This window comes from Streptomyces sp. BR123 (assembly GCF_013401435.1).
Classification (GTDB): Bacteria; Actinomycetota; Actinomycetes; order Streptomycetales; family Streptomycetaceae; genus Streptomyces.
In genome coordinates, this window is record NZ_JACBGN010000002.1 from 55381 (window position 1) to 80897 (window position 25517).

Below are 25517 nucleotides of genomic sequence, written 5' to 3' on the forward strand. Positions count from 1 at the left end.
CCCTAACTGCCCCCTACGCACCCCAGGGAGCCGGAGTGCGCAGGGGGCAGCGACCCCCGGACGTATTACCGTCGATTACGCGGGGGGCTGGCCATCTTCACCAATAATCGGCAGGCCGTCAATAACGGCCGAGGCCCTTGTTGATAAAGGCGAACAGCTCCTCGTCGGTCGCGTCCTGGAGGTGCTCGACGCCGTCGGGGCCGGCGTCCGGGTCGTCTTCCGTGCCGCCGAGGCCGGGCGCGGAGCCGTCCGCGGCGGCCGTGCCGGTGTGTCGGGCGGCCGCGGCCGGGTCGTCGCCTGCGTTCCACTTGGCCAGCAGTGCCTGGAGCCGCATGGTCACCCGGGCCCGTACGACGTTGTCGGCGGTGCCCTGTTCGAGGACGGACTCCAGCCGGTCGAGTTCCTCCAGCAGCGGGGCCCCTCCGGCCACCGCATCGGGCACGATCCCGGCACGCAGGAAGGCGGCGACGGCGGCCGGGGTGGGGTGGTCGAAGACCAGGCTGGCCGGCAGCTTCAGCCCGCTGACCGCGCCGAGGCGGTTGCGCAGTTCGACGGAGGTGAGGGAGTCGAAGCCGAGCTCCTTGAAGGCGCGGCCGGCTTCGACGGCCGTCAGGTCGGCGTGTCCGAGGACGGCGGCGACGGCCGTGCGCACCAGGTCGAGCAGGAGGCGTTCCTGCTCGACCCCGGGCAGTCCGGCGAGCTGCCGGCCGATCGGTACTCCCCCGGTCAGGTCCTCGGCGGACTCCCGCTCCGCGCTCTCGATGACCCGCCGGGCTTCGGGGAGGTCCAGGAGCAGCGGCCGGGCCCGGTCGGCGGTGAAGGCGAGCGTGAACCGCTTCCAGTCCATGTCGGCCACGGTCAGGGTGGTCTCGTCGCGGTCCAGGGCGTGCCGGAGCGAGGCCAGGGTCTGCTCGGGCCGCATGGCGAGGATGCCGTGGCGGCGCATCCGGTCGCCGGCGGCGCTGTCGTCCGGGTCCGCGCTGCCCCAGGGGCCCCAGGCGAGGGAGGTGGCGGGCAGGCCGACGGCCCGCCGGTACTCGGCGAAGGCGTCGAGGAAGGCGTTGCCTGGTGCCTGGTTGCCCTGTCCGGGGGCGCCGAAGGTGGCGGCGAAGGAGGAGAAGAGGACGAACGCGGACAGGTCGAGGCCGAGGTCGCGGGTCAGCTCGTGCAGGTGCCGGGTCGCGTCGACCTTGACCCGCAGGACGGCGGCCACCTGCTCGGGGGTGAGCGTCTCGATGACCCCGTCGTCGACGGCCGCGGCGGCATGGAACACCGCGGTGAGCGGCCGGTCCGCGGGGACGGCCGCGAGGAGTTCGGCGAGGGCGTCGCGGTCGCTGACGTCGCAGGCGGCGATCGTCACCTCGGCGCCGAGTGCGGTGAGTTCCTCGCGCAGTTCGGCGGCGCCGGGGGCGTCGGGGCCGCGGCGGCCGGCGAGGACGAGGTGCTCGGCGCCGTTCGCGGCGAGCCAGCGGGCCACGTGCGCGCCGAGCGCGCCCGTACCGCCGGTCACGAGGGTCGTGCCGCCGGGGCGCCAGTCCCGTACCGGCGGAGTTCCGTCGAGGCGGGCGCGGACGAGGCGTCGTACGAGGAGCCCGGAGGGCCGTACGGCGACCTGGTCCTCGGCGCCGTCTCCGGCCAGGACCCCGACGAGCCGTTCCAGGGACCGGTCGTCGGCCTGCGGGGGCAGGTCGACCAGGCCGCCCCAGCGGCCGCCCTGCTCCATGGAGGCGACGCGTCCCAGACCCCAGTGGAGGGCCTGCTCCGGGTCGTCGACCCGGTCGGAGCGTCCGGCGGCGACCGCGCCGCGGGTGACGCACCACAGGGGTGCGGTGACGTCGGCGTCCCCGAGGGCCTGGGACAGCGCGAGTCCGGCCCCGAAGTGGTTGCCGTCGCCGAGGGCGAGGAGGGAGAGGACCCCGTTCGGGGCGGTCGCCGCGTCCTCGGCGGCCTCGATGGCGGCGGTGAGCGTGCCCCGGTCGGCCGCGTCGGCCGCCACGGTGAGGGTGCGGACCTCGGCGCCGCGGTCGGCGAGGGTGCGCAGGACGGCGGCGGCCGTGTCCCCGGCCGGACCGGACAGTGCCTCGGGCACGACGACCAGCCAGGTCCCGGACAGCCGGGTGGCGGTGGTGTCGGCGAGGGCCTTCCAGGTGATGCGGTAGCGCCAGCCGTCGACCGTGGACTCCTCACGGCTCTGCCGCCGCCAGGAGGAGAGGCCGGGCAGGACCGAACCGAGCGACCGGATCGCGTCGGGGGTGTCGAAGGCGAGGGCTTCGGCCAGGGCCGTGATGTCCTCGCGTTCGACGGCGTCCCAGAAGCGGGCGTCGGCCGCGCTCTCCGCCTGCAGCCCCTCCGGTTCGGCGGGGGCCGCCTCCGGCCAGTACCGCCGGGACTGGAAGGCGTAGGTGGGCAGCTCCGTACGCTGGGCGCCCGTGCCCGCGTACACCGCGTCCCAGTCGACCGCCACACCGCGGACCCAGGCCTCGGCGAGCGACAGCCAGAACCGCTCCAGGCCGCCCTCGTTGCGGCGCAGGGAACCGAGGACAGCGGCCTCACGGCCGGAGTCCTCCACCGTCTCCTGCATGCCGACGGTCAGCACCGGGTGCGGGCTGGACTCGACGAACACGCCGAAGCCCTGGTCCAGAAGGGCACGGGTGGCGTTCTCCAGCTCCACCGTCTGCCGCAGGTTGCGGAACCAGTACCCCGCGTCCAGTTCCGGACCCTTGACCCACTCACCGGTGACGGTGGACAGGAAGGGAACCTCGGCGGCCCGGGGCTCGATCGGCGCCAGCAGCTCCGCGAGCTCCTCGCGCAGCAGGTCGACCTGCGCGGAGTGCGAGGCGTAGTCCACCGCGATCCGCTTGGCCCGCACACCGTCGGCCTCGCAGGCGGCCAGGAACTCGTCCAGGGCCCGGACCTCACCCGACACCACCACCGACGACGGCCCGTTGGCGGCGGCAACGGAGATCCGCTCCTCACCCCACGCCGCAATCCGCTCCCGCACCTCACCGGCCGGCAGCGGCACCGACACCATGCCGCCCAAACCGGCCAGCACCCGCCCGATCGCCTGACTCCGCAGAGCCACCACCCGCGCCGCATCCTCCAGGGACAGGATCCCCGCCACACACGCGGCGGCGATCTCGCCCTGGGAGTGGCCGATCACGGCGCCGGGCCGCACACCCGCGGCGCGCCAGACGTCGGCCAGAGACACCATCACCGCGAACAGGGCCGGCTGCACCACGTCGACGCGGTCGAGCGAGGGCGCGCCGTCGGCGCCCCGGAGCACGTCCACCAACGACCAGTCGGTGAAGGGCTCCAGCGCCTTCGCACACTCATCCACCCGGGCAGCAAACACAGGAGAGGACTCCAGCAGCGCCTCGGCCATGCCCACCCACTGCGAACCCTGCCCCGGGAACACGAACACGGTCTTCCCACCGACCACGGACCCGGTCACCACACCCGCAGCCAGCCCGCCCGACGCCACCGCGGCAACACCGGCAGCGTGGTCGCCCAGCACCACGGCCCGGTGCTCCAGGCCGGCCCGGGTCGACGCCAGCGACCAGCCCACGTCCACCGGGTCCACCGAAGGCGCACCGGCCGCCCAGTCCGACAGCCGCTCCGCCTGCGCCCGCAGTGCGGCCGCGCTCTTGCCCGACAGCACCCACGGCACCACGGGCATCGCCGAGCGGGGCTCCGTCTCCGGGGCCTCCGCCTCCGCTTCCGGCGCCTGTTCCACGATCACGTGCGCGTTCGTGCCGCTGAAGCCGAACGCCGACACACCCGCGCGGCGCGGATGCGCCGTCTCGGGCCACGGCGTCCGCTCCGTGAGCAGGGCGACGGCGCCGGCCTCCCAGTCCACGTGCGGGGACGGCTCTTCGATGTGCAGGCTCTGCGGCAGCACGCCGTGCTGCATGGCCAGCACCATCTTCATCACACCGGCGACACCGGCGGCGGCCTGGGTGTGCCCGATGTTGGACTTGACCGACCCGAGCAGCAGCGGCAGGTCCGCCGGGCGGTCCTGGCCGTACGTCGCGAGCAGCGCCTGCGCCTCGATCGGGTCACCGAGCGACGTACCCGTGCCGTGGGCCTCGACCGCGTCGACCTGGTCGGCGGAGAGCCGGGCGTTGGCGAGGGCCTGCCGGATGACGCGCTGCTGCGACGGACCGTTCGGGGCGGTCAGGCCATTGCTCGCGCCGTCCTGGTTGACGGCCGAGCCTCGGACCACGGCCAGTACGGGGCGGCCGTTCCTCCGTGCGTCGGAGAGCCGCTCCAGCAGCAGCACGCCCACGCCCTCGGCGGGGCCGAAGCCGTCGGCTCCGGCCGCGAACGCCTTGCACCGGCCGTCCGCGGACAGTCCGCGCTGCTTGCTGAACTCGACGAAGAGGCCGGGGGTGGACATCACGTGCACGCCGCCGGCGACGGCCAGGGTGCACTCTCCCGCCCGGAGCGCCTGCACGGCCAGGTGGAGGGCGACGAGCGAGGCCGAGCAGGCGGTGTCGACGGTGACGGCCGGGCCTTCGAGGCCGAAGGCGTAGGAGAGCCGGCCGGACAGGACGCTGGAGGCGTTGCCGGTGCCGAGGTGGCCCGCGTAGTCGTCGGCCGCTTCCAGCAGCGGGGTCAGGTAGTCCGAGCCGTTCATGCCGACGAACACGCCGCACTGGCTGCCGCGGAGGCTGTTCGGGTCGATGCCGGCCCGTTCGAACGCCTCCCAGGAGGTCTCCAGCAGCAGCCGCTGCTGCGGGTCCATGGCCATGGCCTCGCGCGGGGAGATCCCGAAGAAGTCGGCGTCGAACGCGCAGGCGCCGCCGAGGAAGCCGCCCTCGCGGGTGGTGGAGGTGCCCTGCTCGTCGGGGTCGTCCGAGAACAGGTGGTCCAGGTCCCAGCCCCGGTCGGTGGGGAATTCGGTGAGGGCGTCGCCGCCGGAGGCGAGCAGGTCCCACAGTTCCTCGGGGGTTCGTACGCCTCCGGGGAAGCGGCAGCCCATTGCCGTGATGGCGATCGGCTCGTGGGCCTGGCTTTCGATGTCCCGCAGGCGTCCGTACGCCTCGTCGAGATCCGTCGTGACCTTCTTGAGGTATTCGCGGAGCTTTGCTTCGTTCGCCACTGGCGCTTCACCTATTCGCGTGGTCGAGACCGCGGTGGGACTCAGGAGAGTGCAAGGAAGTTCAAGGGAGTTCTGGGACCTCGGGGGCCCGAGGATATTTGAGGAAATTCGGGAAGGCGGTGGCCGTACCGCCGGAACAGGGGTTCCGGCGGTACGGCCTGGGGGTGGGTGGGGTTCAGCCCTGGCCGAACTTCTTGTCGATGAGCGCGAACAGCTCGTCGTCGCTCGCGTCCTCGATCTCGTCCGCGGTGGTCGTCGCGCCGTCGGTGCGGCGGGCGTCGTTCCACTGGGCGAGGAGGGTCTGGAGGCGCACCGCGATGCGTGCGTGGGCCGCGTCGTCGCCGGCCGCCGCGGCCAGTTCCGCCGGGTCCAGCGAGGAGAAGGTGCTCTCCAGGCGGTCGAGTTCCTCCAGTACGGAGAGCTTCCGCTCTGCCGTGCCGTCCGGGGCGACCTCGTCCAGCAGGTGCCGGGCGAGGGCCGCCGGGGTCGGGTGGTCGTAGATCAGGGTGGCGGGCAGCCGGAAGCCGGCGGCCGCGCCGAGCCGGTTGCGGAGTTCGACGGCGGTCAGCGAGTCGAAGCCGAGCTCCTTGAACGCCTGCTCCTCTCCGATGGCCTCCGCCGACCTGTACCCGAGTACGGCGGCCGCCTGGCTGCGGACCAGGTCCACCACGGTCCGCTCCCGTTCGGCCGCCGGCACGCCGGCCAGCCGTTCGGTGAGCGTCTGGGCGCCGGTTCCGGTGGACGCGGTCGCGGCCGTGTCCGCCGCGCCGTTCGCGCCGGGGACCGGCGACGCCGTGCGCCGCTGCCGGACAGGTGTCCGGACCAGACCGCGGAACACGGGCAGGAGCCCGCCGTCCGCCGCCCGGGCCCGCAGGGTCGGAAGGTCGAGGCCGACCGGCAGCAGGACCGGCTCGTCGTCCCCGGCGGCAAGGGCGGCGTCGAAGAGGGCCAGGCCCTCCGCCGCCGACAGCGGGGTGACTCCGCCGCGTGCGGCGCGTTCCTGCTCCGCCTCGGTGAGCCGGCCCGCCATGCCGCGCTCCTCGGCCCACATGCCCCACACCAGGGACAGGGCCGCAAGCCCGCGGGCCCGCCGGTGCCGGGCGAGGGCGTCGAGGAACACGTTCGCCGCGGCGTAGTTGGCCTGGCCTGCGGCGCCGAGGGTGCCGGCGGCGGCGGAGAACAGGACGAACGCCGACAGGTCGAGGTGACGGGTGAGCTCGTGCAGGTGCAGCGCCCCCTCCACCTTGGGCCGCAGGACCCGGTCGACGCGCTCGGGGGTGAGGAGGTCCACGATGCCGTCGTCCAGCACGGCCGCGGTGTGCACGACCGCCGTCAGCGGACGCTCGGCCGGTACGGACTCCAGGAGCGCGGCCAGCGCCTCCCGGTCGGCGACGTCGCACGCGGCCCAGGTGACCTCGGCGCCCAACGCGACGAGCTGGTCCGTGAGTTCGGGCGCGGTGTCGGTGTCGGCGCCCCGGCGGCCGGTGAGCAGCAGGTGCCGTACGCCGTGCTCGGCGACCAGGTGGCGGGCGAGGAGGCCGGCGAGGCCGCCGCCGGCCCCGGTGACGAGGACCGTGCCGCGTGTGTCGATGCGGCCGGCCGGTTCACCGGTGGCCGCCGTCCGGGCGTCCGCCCGGGCCAGGCGGGGTGCGTACAGGGCGCCGCCGCGTACGGCCAGTTCGGGTTCGGCGGACGCGAGGGCGGCGGGCAGGGCCCGGGCGGAGGCCTCGGCGTCGTCGAGGTCGACGAGGACGAACCGGTCCGGGTGCTCGGTCTGTGCGGCCCGCAGCAGGCCCCATACCGGGGTGTGGGCGAGGTCGCCCGCCTCGATGTCCCCGTGGGCGGCCACCGCGCCGCGGGTGACGACGGCCAGGCGGGCACCGGCGAAGCGGCCGTTGTCCAGCCAGCCCTGCACGGTCGCGAGCACGCGGTGCGTCACCTCCCGCGCGTCCTGCGCGAGGCGGTCGGCGTCCGGTGCGGAGATGCCGGCGGTTCCGGTGGCGGCAGTGGCGGCGGGCGTCATGAACGGGACGACCACGGTGTCGGGCAGCGGCTGCTTCCCCGCCGCGACGGCCGCTTCCAACGCGCCGAGGTCCTCGTACGCGGCGGCGGGAACCCCCGCCCGCCCCAGCGCGGCACCCAGACCGGCCTGCGTGTCGGTGGCGGTGCCCGAGGACGCGATGACCGCGAGGGTCGCAGCAGCAGGGCGGGCCTGCGCCGCCGTACGCACCCAGTCGAGACGGAACAGCCCGTCCGGCGACGCTCCGTCCGGGGCCGCCGCGAACCGCTCGGCGTCGAGCTCGCGGGTCACCATCTCCCGGACGGACGCGACCGGCGCGCCCTGCTCGTCGGCCAGTTCGACGGACACGGTGCCGGAGCCGGCGCGGGCGGTGATCCGCAGGCGCAGGCTGTCCGCGCCGACCGCGTGCAGCGCCATCCCGCGCCAGGTGAGGGCTTCGCGGGCGGCGGAGTCGCCGGTGTCGGCAGTCGCCGCGAGCGCCTGGACGGCGGTGTCGAGCAGGGCCGGGTGCAGGGCGAATCCGCCCGCGGAGGCGCGCAGCCCGTCGGACAGCCGGGCCTGCGCGAAGACCTCCTCGCCCCGTACCCAGACACCGGTCAGGGTCCTGAGGGCGGGCCCGTGGTGGAGGCCCGCGGCCGCGAGCCGGTCGCGGACCGCGTCGACGGGGACCTCGTCGGCGTCGGCGGGCGGCCAGGGTGCGGTGCTGTGGGCCTCGGCGGGCCCACCGGCGCCCTCGGCCGCGTCCGCGGTGAGGAACCCGGTGGCGTGCCGGGACCAGGCCCCGCCGGACGGCCCGTCGCCCTCGCCCGCCTCCGTGCGGCTGTGTATCTCCACCGGGCGGCGGCCGGTGTCGTCGGCTCCGCCCACGGTGAGCCGGAGCTGTACGGCTCCGTCCTCGGGGAGGACGAGCGGCTCCTCGCCGGTCAGTTCCTCCAGGTGCCCGCAGCCGGCCTCATCGCCGGCCCGCAGCGCGAGCTCGACGAGGACCGCGCCCGGGACGACCACCGAATCGGCCACGACGTGGTCGGCCAGCCACGGGTGCGTCCGGCGGGAGAGCCGGCCGGTGAACAGGAAGCCGCCGGTCCCGGGCAGTTCGACGGCGGCGCCGAGCAGCGGGTGCCCGGCCGCTGCGATGCCGAGCGAGGCGGCGTCCTCGGCCGCGGCGAAGGAGTCGACCCAGTAGCGCTCTCGCTGGAAGGCGTACGTGGGCAGGTCGACCTGCCGGGCGCCGGTGCCGGAGAAGTACGCCGTCCAGTCGACCGTCACCCCCTGGACGTGGGCCCGGCCGAGGGCGGCGGCGAGGGACTCGGCCTCCTGCCGGCCCTTGCGGAGCAGGGCCACGAAGACGGCGCTGTCGGTGCTGCCGTCGGCGGTCAGGCAGTCCTGGGCGAGCGCGGACAGCACGCCGTCGGGCCCGAGTTCGAGGTACGCGGTGACGCCGGCGGCTTCCAGGGTGCGGACACCGTCGAGGAAGCGGACGGCCTCGCGGACGTGCCGGACCCAGAAGTCGGCCGAGGCCATGTCGTCGCCGGCGAGGGCGCCGGTCAGGTTGGAGACGACCGGGATGCGCGGGGCCGCGTACGTGAGCTGCTCGGCCACCTTGCGGAAGTCGGCCAGCATGCCGTCCATGTGCGGCGAGTGGAAGGCGTGGCTGACCGTCAGCCGCTTGGTCTTGCGGCCCTCCGCCTCGAAGTGCGCGGCGATGGCGACCGCCACGTCCTCGTCACCGGCCACGACCACCGACTGCGGCCCGTTGACCGCGGCGATGCTCACCCGGTCTGTGTCGCCGAGCAGCGGGAGGACCTCGCCCTCCGAGGCCTGGACCGCGACCATCACCCCGCCGGCGGGCAGCGCCTGCATCAGGCGGCCGCGCGCCGCCACCAGGGCGCACGCGTCCTCCAGCGACAGGACGCCCGCTACGTGCGCGGCGGCGATCTCACCGATGGAGTGACCCGACAGGAAGTCCGGGCGCACACCCCAGCTCTCGACGAGCCGGTACAGCGCCACCTCGACCGCGAACAGCCCCGGCTGGGTGTACTCGGTCCGGTCCAGCAGCTCGGCGTCCGCGCCGAACAGCACGTCCCTCAGAGGCAGTTCCAGGTGGGCGTCCATACGGGCGCAGATCGCGTCCAGCGCGTCCGCGAACACCGGGTGGGTGCCGTACAGCTCGCGCCCCATGCCGAGGCGCTGGCTGCCCTGCCCGGTGAACAGGAAGGCCACCTGCCGTTCCGCCCGCGCAACGCCCTGGGTGAGCCCGGCGGCGGAGTCGCCCGCCGCGAGCGCGGTCAGCGCCTCGCGGTACTCCTCCCCCGCTTCGGCGACGATCACGGCGCGGTGGTCGAGGACCGCCCGGCCGGCCGCGAGCGAGTGGCCGATGTCCAGAGGCCGCAGCTCGCCGTGCCCGTCGAGGTGCGCGAGGAGCCGGGCGGCCTGCTGACGCAGGGCCGTCTCCGTCCGGCCCGACAGGATCCACGGCCAGGTGCCGGGGCTCTCGGGCTCTGCCGAATCGGCCGGCTCGGGAGCCGTGGCCGTCGGCGGCGCCTGTTCGAGGATGGTGTGGGCGTTCGTACCGCTCACGCCGAACGAGGACACGCCGGCGCGGCGCGGGCGCCCGGTCTCGGGCCAGGCCCGCTGCTCGGTGAGGAGCTCGATGTCGCCCGCGGTCCAGTCGACGTGCGGGGTGGGCTCGTCCACGTGCAGGGTCTGCGGAAGCACTCCGTGGCGCATGGCCATGACCATCTTGATAACGCCCGCGACACCGGCCGCGGCCTGCGTGTGCCCGATGTTCGACTTGATCGAGCCGAGGAGCAGCGGCTGGTCCGCCGAACGGTCCTGCCCGTACGTGGCCAGCAGCGCCTGCGCCTCGATCGGGTCGCCCAGCTTGGTGCCGGTGCCGTGCGCCTCGACCACGTCGACCTCGGCGGCCGACAGACCGGCACTCGTCAGGGCGGCGCGGATCACGCGCTGCTGCGAGGGCCCGTTGGGCGCCGTCAGACCGTTGCTCGCGCCGTCCTGGTTGACGGCCGAACCGCGCACGACCGCCAGCACCGGGTGGCCGTTGGCCTGCGCGTCCGACAACCGCTCCACGAGCAGCATGCCGACGCCCTCACCCCAGCCCGTGCCGTCCGCACCGGCCGCGAAGGCCTTGATCCGTCCGTCCGCGGCGAGCCCGCCCTGCCGACTGAACTCGACGAAGGCACCCGGCGTCGACATCACGGTGACACCGCCGGCGAGCGCGATCGAGCACTCGCCGCTGCGGAGCGCCTGCACGGCGAGGTGCAGTGCCACGAGGGACGCCGAGCAGGCGGTGTCGACGGTGACGGCCGGGCCTTCGAGCCCGAAGACGTAGGAGAGCCGGCCGGAGACGACACTGGCGGAGTTGCCGGTGCTCATGAAGCCGTCGCCGCCGTCGGCGGAGTTCAGCACGAGCGACAGGTAGTCCTGGCCGTTGGTGCCGACGAAGACACCGGTCTGGCTGCCCCGCACCGACGAGGGGTCGATGCCGGCCCGCTCGAACGCCTCCCAGGAGGTTTCCAGCAGGAGCCGCTGCTGCGGGTCCATGGCCAGGGCCTCACGCGGCGAGATCCCGAAGAACGCCGGGTCGAACTCCGCGACGTCATAGAGGAATCCGCCTTCGCGGGCGTACGAGGCGTCCTGCCCGAGCCGCGGCCCGAACAGCTCCTCGGCGTCCCAGCCGCGGTCGGCCGGGAACTCGCCGATGGCGTCGCCGCCGGCGGCCAGCAGCTGCCAGAGCTCCTCGGGGGTGCGGACCCCGCCCGGGAAGCGGCAGCTCATCGCGACGATCGCGATCGGATCGTCGGCGGCGGCGGCTCGGACGGCCGGGATGGCGGCGGCCGACTCGGCTTCGGTGCCGAGGAGTTCGGCCCGGAGCTGGTCCGCCAGGTCGGCGGAGGTCGGGTAGTCGTAGATCAGCGTGGCCGGGAGGCGCAGTCCGGTGGCCGCGCCGAGCCGGTTGCGCAGCTCGACGGCGGTCAGCGAGTCGAAGCCGAGCTCCTTGAACGCCCGTCCCGCGGCAATGCTGTCCGCGCCGGCGTGGCCGAGGACCGCCGCGACCTCCTTGCGCACGAGGTCGAGCAGCAGCCGGTCCCGCTCGGCCGCGGTGAGACCCGCCAGCCGCTCCGTGAGGGAGTGACGGCCGCCCGCAGACGTGTCACCCGGCCCCTCACCACCGGCGCGGCCGGCGAATGCGAAGGCGCCGCGGGCCTCGGGCAGTTCGGCGAGGAGGCGGCTGGGGCGCACCGTCGTGAAGCCGGGGGCGAACCGCTCCCAGTCCACGTCCGCGACGGCGACGACGGTGTCGTGTGCGTCGAGGGCGCGTTGGAGGGCGTCGAGGGCCGACTCGGCGGCCATCGGCGGTACGCCGCCCTGGCGCATGCGGGCTTCGAGGGCCTCGTCGGCGGCCATGCCGCCCTCGGCCCACGGGCCCCACGCGATCGACGTCGCGGCCAGGCCCGCGGCACGCCGCTGCTCGGCGAGGGCGTCGAGGTAGGCGTTCGCGGCGGCGTAGTTGGCCTGACCGGCGGTTCCCCAGATCCCTGTGACGGAGGAGAACAGCACGAAGGCGGAGAGTTCGATGCCGAGTTCGACGGTCAGCTCGTGCAGGTGGAGCGCCGACACGGCCTTCGCCCTCAGGACGCTCTCGAAACGGTCCGGCGTCAGGGAGTCCAGGACGCCGTCGTCGAGCACACCGGCGGTGTGCACGACCGCCGTCAGGTTCTCGGCCTCCGCCGCCAGCAGCGTCCGCAGGGCGTCGCGATCGGCGGCGTCACACGCCACGACCGACACCTCGGCGCCGAGTTCCGCCAGCTCGGCGGCCAGTTCCGCGGCACCGGGCGCATCCGCACCCCGGCGGCTGGTCAGCACCAGCCGCCCGGCACCCGCACCGGCCAGCCAACGCGCCACATGTCCACCGAGGGCACCCGTACCACCGGTCACCAACACCGTCCCGGACGGCGTCCAGGATTCGGAGGTGCTGGCCGAGACGCGGACGATCCGACGTCCGAAGACCCCGGAGGAGCGGACGGCGCCCTGGTCCTCACCGGCGACACCGCCGGCGAGGAGGCCGACGAGTCGGGCCATGGCCCGCTCGTCCCACACCTCGGGCAGGTCGACCAGACCACCCCAACGCTCGGGCAGCTCCAGGGCGGCCACCCGGCCCAGACCCCACGTCTGAGCCTGCACCGCCGATACGAGCCGGTCGGAACGTCCCACGCTCACCGCGCCACGGGTCAGGCACCACAGCGGCGCCTCCACCCCGGCATCGCCCAACGCCTGGACCAGCACGGCCGTGGGCACCACGCCCGCGTCCTCGTTCAGGGCGAGCAGCGACACCACCCCGGCGACCGGCACCGATCCGGCCTCGGACAGCAGACCGGCCAAGGCACCACGGTCGGCACCGGACTCGACGACCACCTGCCGGACCTCGGCCCCTCGGCCGGCCAGGGCCTCCACCACGGCCGACACACCGTCGACACCGCCGGCAGGGGTCACCACCAGCCAGGCACCGGACAGTCGCGCGGCAGCCGCGGCATCGGCCAGCGGCTTCCACGACACCCGGTAGCGCAGGCCGTCCGCAGCCGAGCCGCTGCCCGCGGCCACGCGCCGCTGGACCAGTGCGGCCTCCGGCCAGTACCGGCGGCGCTGGAAGGCGTACGTCGGCAGGTCGACCCGTACGGCACCGGCCCCGTAGACGGCCTGCCAGTCGACGGGGATCCCGCGGACATGGCTCCGGGCCAGGGCGGCCATCACCGTCTCGGCCTCCGGACGGCCCTTGCGTACGGCGGGCACGAAGGCGGCTCCGGTCTCGCGGACGCACTCCTGGCCGAGGGCGGACAGCACGCCGTCCGGCCCGAGCTCGACGTACGTCGTCACGCCTGCGGCCTCCAGGGCGCGGACGCCGTCGAGGAAGCGGACCGCCTCCCGGACGTGCCGCACCCAGAAGTCCGCCGACCCCATCTCGTCCGAGACGAGGGCGCCGGTCAGGTTGGAGACGACCGGGATGCGCGGGGCGTCGAAGGACAGGCCGTCGACCACGCGACGGAAGTCGTCGAGCATGGCGTCCATGTGCGGCGAGTGGAACGCGTGGCTGACCGTCAGCCGCTTGGTCTTCCGACCCTGGGCCTGGAAGGCCTCGGCGATGGCGGCGGCCGCGTCCTCGTCACCCGCGACCACGACCGCCTGCGGGCCATTGATCGCGGCAATGCTCACCCGGTCGGTCCCGGCGAGCAGGGGCAGGACCTCGTCCTCCGAGGCCTGTACGGCAATCATGGCCCCGCCGGCCGGGAGCGCCTGCATCAGCCGGCCGCGCGCCGCCACCAGGGCGCACGCGTCCTCCAGGGACAGAACTCCGGCGACGTGCGCGGCCGCAATCTCACCGATGGAGTGGCCGGACAGGAAGTCCGGCTTCAGGCCCCAACCCGCCACGAGCCGGAACAGCGCCACCTCCACGGCGAACAGGGCCGGCTGCGTGTACTCCGTGCGGTCCAACACAGCCGCGTCCGTTCCGAACAGGACGTCCTTCAGCGGCACGTCGAGGCCGAACCGGGCGCACACCTCGTCCAGGGCATCCGCGAACACGGGGAACGCGTCGTACAGCTCACGGCCCATGCCGAGGCGCTGGCTGCCCTGCCCCGTGAAGAGGAAGGCGACCTTGCCGCCGACCGGCGAGCCCGTGACCAGCCCGGCCGCCGAGTCGCCCGCCGCCAGCGCCGTGAGGCCGGCGAGCAGGCCCGCCCGGTCGGCGGCCACCACCGCCGCGCGCTCTTCGAAGGCGGAGCGTCCGGTCGCCAGGGTCGCGCCGACGTCGGCCGGACGGAGTGCGGGGTCGGCGAGCAGCCGCGCGTGCAGGCCGTCGGCCTGGGCGCGGAGTGCCGCCTCGCTCTTCGCCGAGACCAGCAGGGGCAGGGGCAGCGGGTTCTCCTCCGCCTCGGGTGCCGTCTGCGCCGGCGGGGCCTGCTCGATGATCGTGTGGGCGTTGGTGCCGCTGAAGCCGAAGGAGGAGATGCCGGCCCGGCGCGGACGGCCCGTCTCGGGCCAGTCGCGGCGCTCGGTGAGCAGCTCGATCTCGCCCGCCTCCCAGTCCACCCGATGCGAGGGCGCGTCGATGTGGAGGCTCTGGGGCAGCACTCCGTGCTGTATGGCCAGCACCATCTTGATGACGCCCGCGACGCCGGCGGCGGCCTGCGTGTGCCCGATGTTGGATTTGATGGAGCCGAGGAGCAGCGGCGTGCCGTCCGTGCGGTTCCGGCCGTACGTGGCGAGCAGCGCCTGTGCCTCGATCGGGTCGCCCAGGGTGGTGCCCGTGCCGTGGGCCTCGACGGCGTCCACGTCCGCGGCCGACAGACCGGCGCTCGCGAGCGCCTGACGGATCACGCGCTGCTGCGAGGGCCCGTTGGGCGCCGTCAGGCCGTTGCTCGCGCCGTCCTGGTTGACAGCCGAACCGCGCACGACCGCCAGCACCGGGTGGCCGTTGCGCTGGGCGTCCGACAGCCGCTCCACGAGCAGCATGCCGACGCCCTCACCCCAGCCCGTACCGTCCGCTCCGGCCGCGAAGGCCTTGATGCGGCCGTCCGCGGCCAGCCCGCGCTGCCGGCTGAACTCGATGAACGTGCCGGGCGTCGACATCACCGTCACACCGCCCGCGAGGGCGAGGTCGCATTCGCCGTTGCGGAGCGCCTGGATCGCCCAGTGCAGGGCGACCAGGGAGGAGGAGCAGGCCGTGTCGACGGTGACCGCCGGGCCTTCGAGGCCGAACACGTACGACAGGCGGCCGGAGACGACGCTCGCGGCATTGCCCGTGCCCAGGTGGCCTTCGAGACCGGACGGGTCTTCCAGGAGCACGGACAGGTAGTCCTGGCCGTTGGTGCCGACGAACACGCCGGCCTGGCTGCCCCGCAGGCTCTCGGGGTCGATGCCGGCCCGTTCGAACGCCTCCCAGGAGGTCTCCAGCAGCAGGCGCTGCTGCGGGTCCATGGCGAGGGCCTCGCGGGGCGAGATGCCGAAGAAGTCGGCGTCGAAGTCGGCGGCGTCGTAGAGGAAGCCGCCCTGCCGGGTGTACGAGGTGCCCTCGGCGCCCGGATCGGCGTCGTACAGGGAGTCGAGGTCCCAGCCGCGGTCGAGCGGGAGGTCCGAGATGGCGTCGGTGCCGGACGCCAGCAGCTGCCAGAGGTCCTCGGGAGTGCGCACCCCGCCGGGGAAGCGGCAGCTCATCGCGACGATCGCGATCGGGTCGTCGTCGGCGGTGGCGGCCGCGGCCGCCTGGTCGGTGGCCGCGGCGTGCGTGCCGAGGAGTTCGGCGAGGAGGTGGGCGGCGAGCGCGGCCGGCGTCGGGTAGTCGTAGACGAGCGTCGCCGGCAGGCGCAGTCCGGTGGTCGCGCCGAGCCGGTTGCGGAGTTCGACGGCAGTGAGCGAGTCGAAGCCGATCTCACGGAAGGCCCGGCCGGCCTCGACGTCCTCGGCACCGGAGTGGCCGAGCACTTCGGCGACCCGGGTGCGGACGAGGTCGAGCAGGAACGGCTCCCGGTCGCTCTCGGTCAGGCTCCCGAGGTGCGCGGCGAGCGGCACACCCGAGCGGTCGGTACGGTCGCCTGCGGGCTGCGTACCTGCGGTGGCGGCTTCGACCTCGGGCAGGTCGCCGAGCAGTCGGCCTGCGCGTACCGCCGTGAAGCCGGGCGCGAACGTCGCCCAGTCGAAGTCGGCGATCGTCAGGGCTGCGTCGTCGGAGCCGACGGCCTGCCGGAGCGCGGTGAGGGCGAGGTCGGCGTTCATGGGCGGTACGCCGCCCCGGCGCATCCGGGCTTCGAGGGCCTCGTCGGCGGCCATGCCGCCCTCGGCCCACGGACCCCAGGCGAGGGAGGTCGCGGCCAGGCCCGCGGCCCGGCGCTGCTCGGCGAGCGCGTCCAGGTGGGCATTGGCGGCGGCGTAGTTGGCCTGCCCGGCCGCACCGATCGTGCCGCTCATGGAGGAGAACAGCACGAACGCGGAGAGCTCGATGCCGAGCTCGACGGTCAGCTCGTGGAGGTGGAGCGCGGACGTCGCCTTGGCCCGCAGGACGCTTTCGAAGCGCTCGGGGGTCAGGGCGTCCAGCACGCCGTCGTCGAGGACACCGGCGGTGTGCACGACCGCGGTCAGGGTCTCGGCCTCGGCCGTCAGCAGGGCACGCACGGCATCCCGGTCGGCGGCGTCGCACGCCACGACCGACACCTCGACGCCCAGCTCCGACAGCTCGGCGGCCAGTTCGGCCGCGCCGGGCGCGTCGGCGCCCCGCCGGCTGGTCAGCACCAGCCGCTCGGCACCCGCACCGGCCAGCCAGCGGGCCACGCGCCCACCGAGAGCACCCGTGCCGCCGGTCACCAGCACCGTCCCGGACGGCGTCCAGGACGCGGAGCCCTCCGCGCGGGCCGCCCGCACGAGCCGGCGTCCGAAGACGCCCGACGACCGGACCGCGGCCTGGTCCTCACCGGCCGCACCACCGGCCAGGAGGCCGACCAGCCGGCCCATGGCCCGCTCGTCCCACACCTCGGGCAGATCCACCAGACCGCCCCAGCGCGCGGGAACCTCAAGCGCGGCCACCCGGCCCAGGCCCCACGTCTGGGCCTGCACCGCAGAGACGAGGCGGTCGGAGCGACCCACGCTCACCGCGCCACGGGTCAGGCACCACAGCGGCGCCTCCACCCCCGCATCACCCAACGCCTGGACGAGCACGGCGGTCGCAACGACATCGGCAGCCTCGTCCAGCGCGAGCAGCGACACCACACCGGCCACCGATCCGGCCTCGGCCAGCAGTCCGGCCACAGCACCACGGTCGGCACCGGGCTCGACCACCACCTGCCGGACCTCGGCCCCTCGGCCGGCCAGGGCCTCCGCCACGGCCGACACACCGTCGGCACCGCCGGCAGGGGTCACCACCAGCCAGGCGCCGGACAGCCGCACCCCACCGGCCGCGGCATCCGCCAGCGGCTTCCACGACACGCGGTAGCGCCAGCCGTCCACCTCGGACTGGTCCTGCCCCTGGCGCCGCCAGGCGGACAGGGCGGGGACGAGCTCGCTGAACGGCGCGTCGGCGTCCACCTCCAGCTCGGCGGCCAGGGACGCGAGGTCCCCGTGCTCCACCGCCTCCCAGAACCGGGCGTCCACCGCGCCCGGTGCCACGGCGGGAGCCGTCCTGCCGCGCGCCGCGGACTTCTCCGGCCAGTAGCGCTGCCGCTGGAAGGCGTACGTGGGCAGCTCGACGCGCTCCGCACCGGTGCCGGCGAAGAACGCGGACCAGTCGACCTCCACGCCCCGCACGTAGGCCCGGGCGACGGCGGCGACCGCCGTCTCCGCCTCCGGCCGTCCCGCGCGCAGTACCGGCGCGAAGGCGACGTCGGCCGCGCCCGTCAGACACTCCTGGGCGAGGGCGGACAGCACACCGTCCGGGCCCAGCTCGATGAAGGTGGTCGCACCGGCGGCTTCCAGGGCGCGTACGCCGTCGAGGAAGCGGACCGCCTCACGGACGTGCCGCACCCAGAAGTCGGCGGAGGCCATCTCGTCGGTGACGACGGCACCCGTCAGGCACGACACGACCGGGATGCGGGGGGCCTCGAAGGACAGGCCCTCGACCACCTCGCGGTAGTCGTCCAGCATGCCGTCCATGTGCGGCGAGTGGAACGCGTGGCTGACCGTCAGCCGCTTGGTCTTCCGGCCGCCGAACGACTCGGCGAGGGCGACGGCGGCGTCCTCGTCTCCGGCGACCACCACCGACTGCGGGCCGTTGACCGCGGCGATGCCCACCCGGTCCGTCAGCAACGGCAGGACCTCGTCCTCCGAGGCCTGCAGGGCGATCATGGCGCCGCCGGCCGGGAGCGCCTGCATCAGCCGGCCGCGAGCCGCGACGAGCGTGCACGCGTCGTCCAGGGACAGGACGCCCGCGACGTGCGCGGCCGCGATCTCACCGATCGAGTGGCCGGCCACGAAGTCCGCCCGTACGCCCCACGACTCGACGAGGCGGAACAGTGCCACCTCGACGGCGAACAGCGCCGGCTGGGTCCACTCCGTGCGGTCCAGCAGGGCCGAGTCCGTCCCGAACAGCACGTCCTTCAGCGGAAGTGCGAGCTTCTCGCAGACGGCGTCGAACGCCTCGGCGTACACGGGGCAGGCGTCGTACAGCTCACGGCCCATGCCGAGCCGCTGGCTGCCCTGCCCGGTGAACAGGAAGGCCAGCCCGCCGCCCGACGCCGAGCCCTGCACCAGCCCCGGAGCCTGCTCGCCGGCCGCGAGGGCGTCCAGGCGGGCGAGGAGTGCCTCGCCGTCCGACGGCTCGCCGAACAGCACCGCGCGGTGCTCCAGGGCGGCCCGGTGCACGGCCAGGGAGTGCCCGAGGTCGAGCGCGCCCCGGGCGCCGGACGCGGCCAGCGCGTCGGCCGCGGCGGGGCGCAGGCGCGCCGCCTGGGCGCGCAGGGCTGCCGCCGTGCGGCCGGAGACCGTCCACGGCAGGACCGGCAGCCCGGACCCGGTCGGTGTGAGGGGCTCCGCGGACGCCGGTTCGGCGGTGTGCTGCGGTGCCTGTTCGAGGACGGCGTGGGCGTTGGTGCCGCTGTAGCCGAAGGAGGAGATGCCGGCGCGGCGCGGGCGCCCGGTCTCGGGCCAGTCCCGCTGCTCGGTGAGGAGCTCGATGTCGCCGGCGGTCCAGTCGACGTAGGGCGTCGGCTCGTCGATGTGGAGGGTCTGCGGGAGCAGCCCGTGCCGCATGGCCATGACCATCTTGATGACGCCGGCGGCGCCGGCGACGGCTTGGGTGTGCCCGATGTTCGACTTCACCGAGCCGAGGAACAGCGGCCGGCCCTCCGGCCGGTCCTGCCCGTACGTGGCCAGCAGCGCCTGCGCCTCGATCGGGTCGCCGAGCCGGGTGCCCGTGCCGTGCGCCTCGACGGCGTCGACCTCGGCGGCGGTGAGGCCGGCATCGGCGAGGGCTTCGCGGATGACGCGCTGCTGGGAGGGGCCGTTGGGGGCGGTGAGGCCGTTGGAGGCGCCGTCCTGGTTGACGGCGGTGCCGCGGACCACGGCGAGGACGGGGTGGCCGTTGCGGCGGGCGTCGGAGAGCCGCTCCAGGAGCAGCAGGCCGACGCCTTCGGACCAGATCGTGCCGTCGGCGGCCGCGGCGAACGCCTTGATCCGGCCGTCCCCGGCCAGGCCGCGCTGGCGGCTGAACTCGGTGAACGCGCCGGGCGTGGACATGATGGTCACCGCGCCGGCGAGGGCCATCGCGCACTCGCCGCGGCGCAGGGCCTGGGCGGCGAGGTGCAGGGTCACGAGCGACGAGGAGCAGGCCGTGTCGATGGTGACGGCCGGCCCCTCCAGGCCGAAGGTGTAGGAGATGCGGCCGGAGACGACGCTGGCCGCGTTGCCGGTGCCGAGGTGGCCTTCGAGGCCGTCGCCGTCGTCGAGCCAGAGCTGCAGGTAGTCCTGGGCGTTGGAGCCGACGAACACGCCGGTGCGGCTGCCGCGCAGGGCGGTCGGGTCGATGCCCGCCCGTTCGAAGGTCTCCCAGGTGGTCTCCAGCAGCAGGCGCTGCTGCGGGTCCATGGCGAGGGCCTCGCGCGGGGAGATCCCGAAGAAGGCGGCGTCGAAGTCGGCGGCCTCGTGCAGGAAGCCGCCCTCGCGGACGTAGCTGGTGCCTTCGCGGTCGGGGTCGTCGCTGTGGAGGGTGTCGAGGTCCCAGCCGCGGTCGGCGGGGAAGGCGGTGATGCCGTCGCGGCCCTCGGCGAGCATCCGCCACAGGTCCTCGGGGGAGGTGATGCCGCCGGGGAAACGGCAGTTCATGGCGACGATGGCGATCGGGTCGTCGTCGGTGGCGGCGGCGCGTGCCGAGGCGGCGGCCCGCCGTCGGGCCGGGAGGCGGCCGGCTCCGGCCGCGCCCGCTCCGGTCGCGGCGTCGTCGGCGAGGTCGCCGAAGAGCTCCTCGTGGAGGTACCGGGCGAGGGCGGTGGCCGTCGGATAGTCGAAGACGAGGGTGGCGGGCAGGCGGCGGCCGGTGGCCTCGCCGAGCAGGTTGCGCAGTTCGACGGCGGTGAGCGAGTCGAAGCCGAGCTCCTTGAAGGAGCGGCCCGGTTCGACGGCGGCGGCGTTCGGGTAGCCCAGGGCCGAGGCGACCTGCTTGCGGACGAGGTCGAGGAGCGTGCGCTCCTGCTCGGCGGCCGGGAGGCCGGCGAGGCGCTGCCGCAGACCGGAGGCGCCCGCCGCGCCGGCGGCGGCGGCGCCCGCGGACCGGCGGGCGGGGACGCGGACGAGCCCGCGCAGCAGCGGGGACAGGGCCCCTGCCCGGGCCTGGGTGCGCAGCCCGGCGGGGTCGATGCGCATCAGGACGGGTACGGGCTCGTCGAGGCGGTGCGCGAGGTCGAACAGGTCGAGGCCCTCGGCCGAGGTGAGCGGGGGAAGTCCGCCGCGGGTCATGCGGCTGACGTCGGCTTCGGTGAGGCTGCCGGCCATGCCCGAGCCGTCGGCCCACAGGGCCCAGGCCAGGGAGGTGGCGGGGAGCCCGAGGGACCGGCGGTGGTGGGCGAGGGCGTCGAGGAAGACGTTGGCGGCCGCGTAGTTGCCCTGGCCGGCGCCGCCGAAGACACCGCCGATGGAGGAGAAGAGCAGGAACGCGGAGAGGTCTTGGTCCCGGGTCAGCTCGTGCAGGTGGACGGCCGCGTCGGCCTTGGGGCGCAGGACGGCGGACAGGCGGTCGGGGGTGAGGGAGGTGATCAGGCCGTCGTCGAGGACGCCGGCGGTGTGGACGACCGCACCGAGCGGGTGCTCGGCGGGTATCGCCGCCAGGACGGCGGCCAGTGCGTCGCGGTCGGCGACGTCGCAGGCGGCCCAGGTCACCGAGGCGGCGCCCGCGGCGGTGAGCTCGTCGGCGAGGCGCTGGGCCTCGGGGGTGGAGCCGCCGCGGCGGCCGACGAGCAGCAGGTGCCGTACGCCGTGCCCGGCGACGAGGCGGTGGGCGATCAGCCCGCCGAGGAGACCCCCGGCGCCGGTGATCAGTACGGTCGACTCCGGCGCGTACCGGACACCGGCCGCGGCCGGCTGCTGCTCTTCCTGCTCGGCCCCCTCCGGCTGCCGGGCCGCGCGGGCGAGGCGCGGCGCGAGGGCGGTGCCGTCGCGCAGGGCGAGGTCCGGCTCGCCTGCGGCCCGGGCGGCTGCGAGGGCGGCGGGCAGGGCGCGTACGGATTCCTCGGTGCCGTCGGTGTCGAGCAGCAGCAGCCGGTCGGGGTTCTCGGCCTGGGCGGAACGCAGCAGGCCGCGGACGGCCGCGTGGACGGGGTCGGTGACGGTGCCGGTGGCGCCGTCGCCGGCCGCGACCGCGCCGGAGGTGAGGACGACCAGGCGGGTGGCGGCGAACCGGTCGCCGGTGAACGGCTCCTCCCCCAGCCAGGTCCGGGCGAGGGCGAGGGCGTGGTGCGTGGCCCGGTGCACGGCCTCCGCGGACAGTTCCGGCGCGGCGGATCCGGCCGGTGCGCAGGTGGCGAACACGGCGTCGGGGACGGGTGCTCCGGCGTCGACCGCGGCGGCGAGCTCGGCCGGGTCCGCGTAGACGGCGATCCGGTCGGTGTCCGGGCCGAGCACGGTGGTGGGGACGTCGGCCCCCAGGACCGCCCAGCTGCCGCGCAGGTCCTCGTCCGCATCCGGGTCGGCCGCAGCGGCGGCGGGCAGCGCCGTCCACTCCGTGCGGAACACCGACTCGTGGTGGGCGGTGCGGGCGGCCCGGACCTGCTCGGCCGACACGGCCCGCAGGACGAGCCGGTCGACGGTCGCGACGGGCGCGCCCGTCACGTCCGCGATCTCCAGGCGCACGCCGTCGCCCGCGCCGGTCGGGGCGAGGTGGACGCGCAGGGCGTCGGCGCCGCTCGCGTGGAGGGTCACACCGCTCCAGGCGAACGGGAGCCGGCCCTCGCCCTCGGTGCCGCCCGCTACGCCGAGGCCCAGGGTGTGCAGGGCCGCGTCCAGCAGCGCCGGGTGGAGGCCGAAGTCCCGGGCCGCGGCGGCGGTTTCCTCGGGGAGGGCGACCTCGGCGTAGACGCTGTCGCCGTGCCGCCAGGCGGCGGTGAGGCCGCGGAAGGCCGGGCCGTAGCCCATGCCGACCCCGGCCAGGTCGGTGTAGAGGCCGTCCGTGGCGAGGGGTTCGGCGTCGGCCGGGGGCCACTGCCCGGCCGCGAACACCGACCTGGCGGGGACGGCTGCGCGGGCGAGGACACCGTCGGCGTGCCGGGTCCAGGGCTCGTCGGTGGCGCTGTCCTGCGGGCGGGAGGAGAGGCTGAAGGAGCGTCGGCCGGAGCCGTCGGCGTCGGGTGCGCTCACGTTGATCTGGAGCTGCACGCCTCCGCGTTCGGGCAGGATGAACGGCGCTTCGAGGGTCAGCTCCTCAAGGGTGTCGCAGCCGACCTGGTCACCGGCCCAGACCGCCAGCTCGACGAAGGCCGTGCCGGGGAGCAGGACGCTGCCCATGACCTGGTGGTCGGCGAGCCAGGGGTGGGTGGCGGCGGACAGCATTCCGGTGAAGGCGAAGCCGTCGGAGTCGGCGAGTGCGACCGTGGCGCCGAGCAGCGGGTGCGCGGCCGCCTGCAGGCCGGCCGCCGTGAGGTCGCCGATGCGGCTTCCCGGCTCGATCCAGTAGCGCTGCCGCTGGAAGGCGTAGGTGGGCAGGTCGTCGACCCGGCGGGCGCCGGTGCCGGCGAGGAAGGCCTGCCAGTCGACCCGGATGCCGTGGACGTGGGCCCGGGCGAGGGCGGCGGTGAGCGCCTCGGCCTCGTCTCGGCCCTTGCGGAGCACGGGAACGAAGACGGCGTCCTCGGCCACGCACTCCTGCGCGAGGGCGGACAGCACCCCGTCGGGCCCGAGCTCGACGTAGGCCGTCACACCGGCGGCTTCGAGGGTGCGGATGCCGTCGAGGAAGCGGACGGCCTCGCGGACGTGCCGCACCCAGAAGTCGGCGGAGCCCATCTCGTCGGTGACGACGGCACCGGTCAGGTTCGACACGACCGGGATCCGCGGCGCGGCGAAGGACAGCCCCGCCACCACCTGCCGGAAGTCGTCGAGCATGCCGTCCATGTGCGGCGAGTGGAACGCGTGGCTGACCGTCAGCCGCTTGGTCTTGCGGCCCTGCGCCTCGAAACCGGACGCGACGGCGACCGCCGCGTCCTCGTCACCGGCCACGACCACCGACTGCGGGCCGTTGACCGCGGCGATGCTCACCCGGTCGCCCTCGCCGAGCAGCGGCAGGACCTCGTCCTCCGACGCCTGCACCGCGATCATCACACCACCGGCCGGAAGCGCCTGCATCAGCCGACCACGGGCGGCGACCAGCGTGCACGCGTCGTCCAGGGACAGCACGCCCGCCACGTGCGCGGCGGCGATCTCGCCGATGGAGTGACCGGACACGAAGTCCGGCTTCAGGCCCCACGACTCGACGAGGCGGAACAGCGCGACCTCGATCGCGAACAGGGCCGGCTGGGTGTACTCGGTCCGGTCCAGGAGCTCCGTGTCGGACCCGAACAGGGCTTCCTTCAGCGGGAGTTCCAGCCGCTCGCACACCGCGTCCAGCGCCTGCGCGAACACCGGGAAGAAGTCGTACAGCTCACGGCCCATGCCGAGGCGCTGGCTGCCCTGCCCGGTGAACAGGAAGGCGACCTTCCCACCGACCGGCGAGCCCGTGACCACGCCCGCCGCGGAACCGCCCTCCGCCAGCGCGGCGAGACCGGCCAGCAGGCCCTCGCGGTCCGCGGCCACGACCGCCGCGCGGTCCTCGAACCGGGCCCGGCCCGTCGCCAGCGACCACGCGATGTCGAGCGGCGCGGCCCCGTCGTGCTCGCGTGCGTAGGCGAGGAGCCGTGACGCCTGCTCGCGGAGGGCGTCCCGGCCCTTCGCCGAGAGCAGCCACGGCACGGCCCGCGGCGCCGGCTGCGGTGCGGTGCCGTCGGGCTGCTGCCCGGGGGCGCGGTCGGCCTCCGGTGCCTGCTCGATGATGGTGTGGACGTTGGTGCCGCTGACGCCGAAGGCGGAGACGCCGGCCCGGTAGGGGCGTCCGGTCTCCGGCCACGGCTGCTGTTCGGTGAGGAGGGAGACCGCGCCGGCCTCCCAGTCGACGTGCGAGGTCGGGGTGTCGACGTGCAGGGTCTTCGGCAGGACCCCGTGCCGCATGGCCATGACCATCTTGATGATGCCGGCGATGCCCGCCGTGTTCTGGGTGTGCCCGATGTTCGACTTCAGGGAGCCCAGCCACAGCGGCCGGCCCTCCGGCCGGTCCTGCCCGTACGTGGCCAGCAGCGCCTGCGCCTCGATCGGGTCGCCGAGCCGGGTGCCCGTGCCGTGCGCCTCGACGGCGTCGACCTCGGCGGCGGTGAGGCGGGCGCTTTCGAGGGCCTGGCGGATGACGCGCTGCTGGGCGGGCCCGTTGGGGGCGGTGAGGCCGTTGCTGGCGCCGTCCTGGTTGACGGCGGAGCCGCGGACGAGGGCGAGGACGCGGTGGCCGTTGCGGCGGGCGTCGGAAAGGCGTTCCACGAGGAGGACGCCGACGCCCTCGGACCAGCCGGTGCCGTCGGCGGCCGCGGCGAAGGACCTGCAGCGGCCGTCGGGCGACAGGCCGCGCTGGCGGCTGAACTCGACGAAGACGTCGGGGCCGGCGAGGACGGTGACGCCGGCGGCCAGGGCCAGGGAGCACTCGCCCTGGCGGAGGGCCTGGACGGCCATGTGCAGGGCGACGGAGGAGGACGAGCAGGCCGTGTCGACGGTGGCGGCGGGGCCCTCCAGGCCGAACACGTAGGCGAGGCGGCCGGAGACGACGCTGGAGGCGGTGCCGGTGAGGAGGTGTCCCTCCACCCCGTCGGGCAGGTCGCCCGAGCCGGCGCCGTACGCGTTGGCGGACGCACCGACGAAGACGCCGGCCCGGCTGCCGCGGAGGTTCGCCGGGTCGATGCCGGCGCGCTCGAAGACCTCCCAGGTGGTCTCCAGGAGGAGGCGCTGCTGCGGGTCCATGGCGAGGGCCTCGCGCGGGGATATCCCGAAGAAGGCCGGGTCGAACTCGGGTGCCTCGTACAGGAATCCGCCGTGGCGGGTGTAGGTGGTGCCCGGGTGGTCGGGGTCGGGGTCGTACAGCGACTCGACGTCCCAGCCGCGGTCGGCGGGGAAGCCGGAGATGGCGTCGCCGCCGCTCTCGACGAGCTTCCACAGGTCCTCGGGCGAGGCGACTCCGCCGGGCAAGCGGCAGCTCATGCCGACGATCGCGATGGGTTCGCGGGAGGCGTCGGTGAGCTCCTGGTTCCGGCGGCGCAGCCGCTCGGTTTCCTTGAGGGAGGCCCGCAGCGCTTCAACGACTTTTTCGTTCGGGGTGGTCATCACTTACTCCGCACTTCGGGC

The 25517-nt window shown here is 74.9% G+C and carries 2 protein-coding genes; both read right to left on the reverse strand.

Going from position 1 to position 25517, the window contains the following annotated elements; genetic code table 11:
* Positions 1–118: 118 nt before the first annotated feature.
* On the reverse strand, positions 119–5101 hold the full coding sequence (locus HYE82_RS00560; RefSeq protein WP_179171878.1) for a type I polyketide synthase: 4983 nt from the start codon (positions 5099–5101) through the stop codon (positions 119–121).
* 175 nt (positions 5102–5276) lie between these two features.
* Complete coding sequence (locus HYE82_RS00565; protein ID WP_218782121.1) at positions 5277–25496, reverse strand: type I polyketide synthase; 20220 nt, start codon at positions 25494–25496, stop codon at positions 5277–5279.
* Positions 25497–25517: the final 21 nt, after the last annotated feature.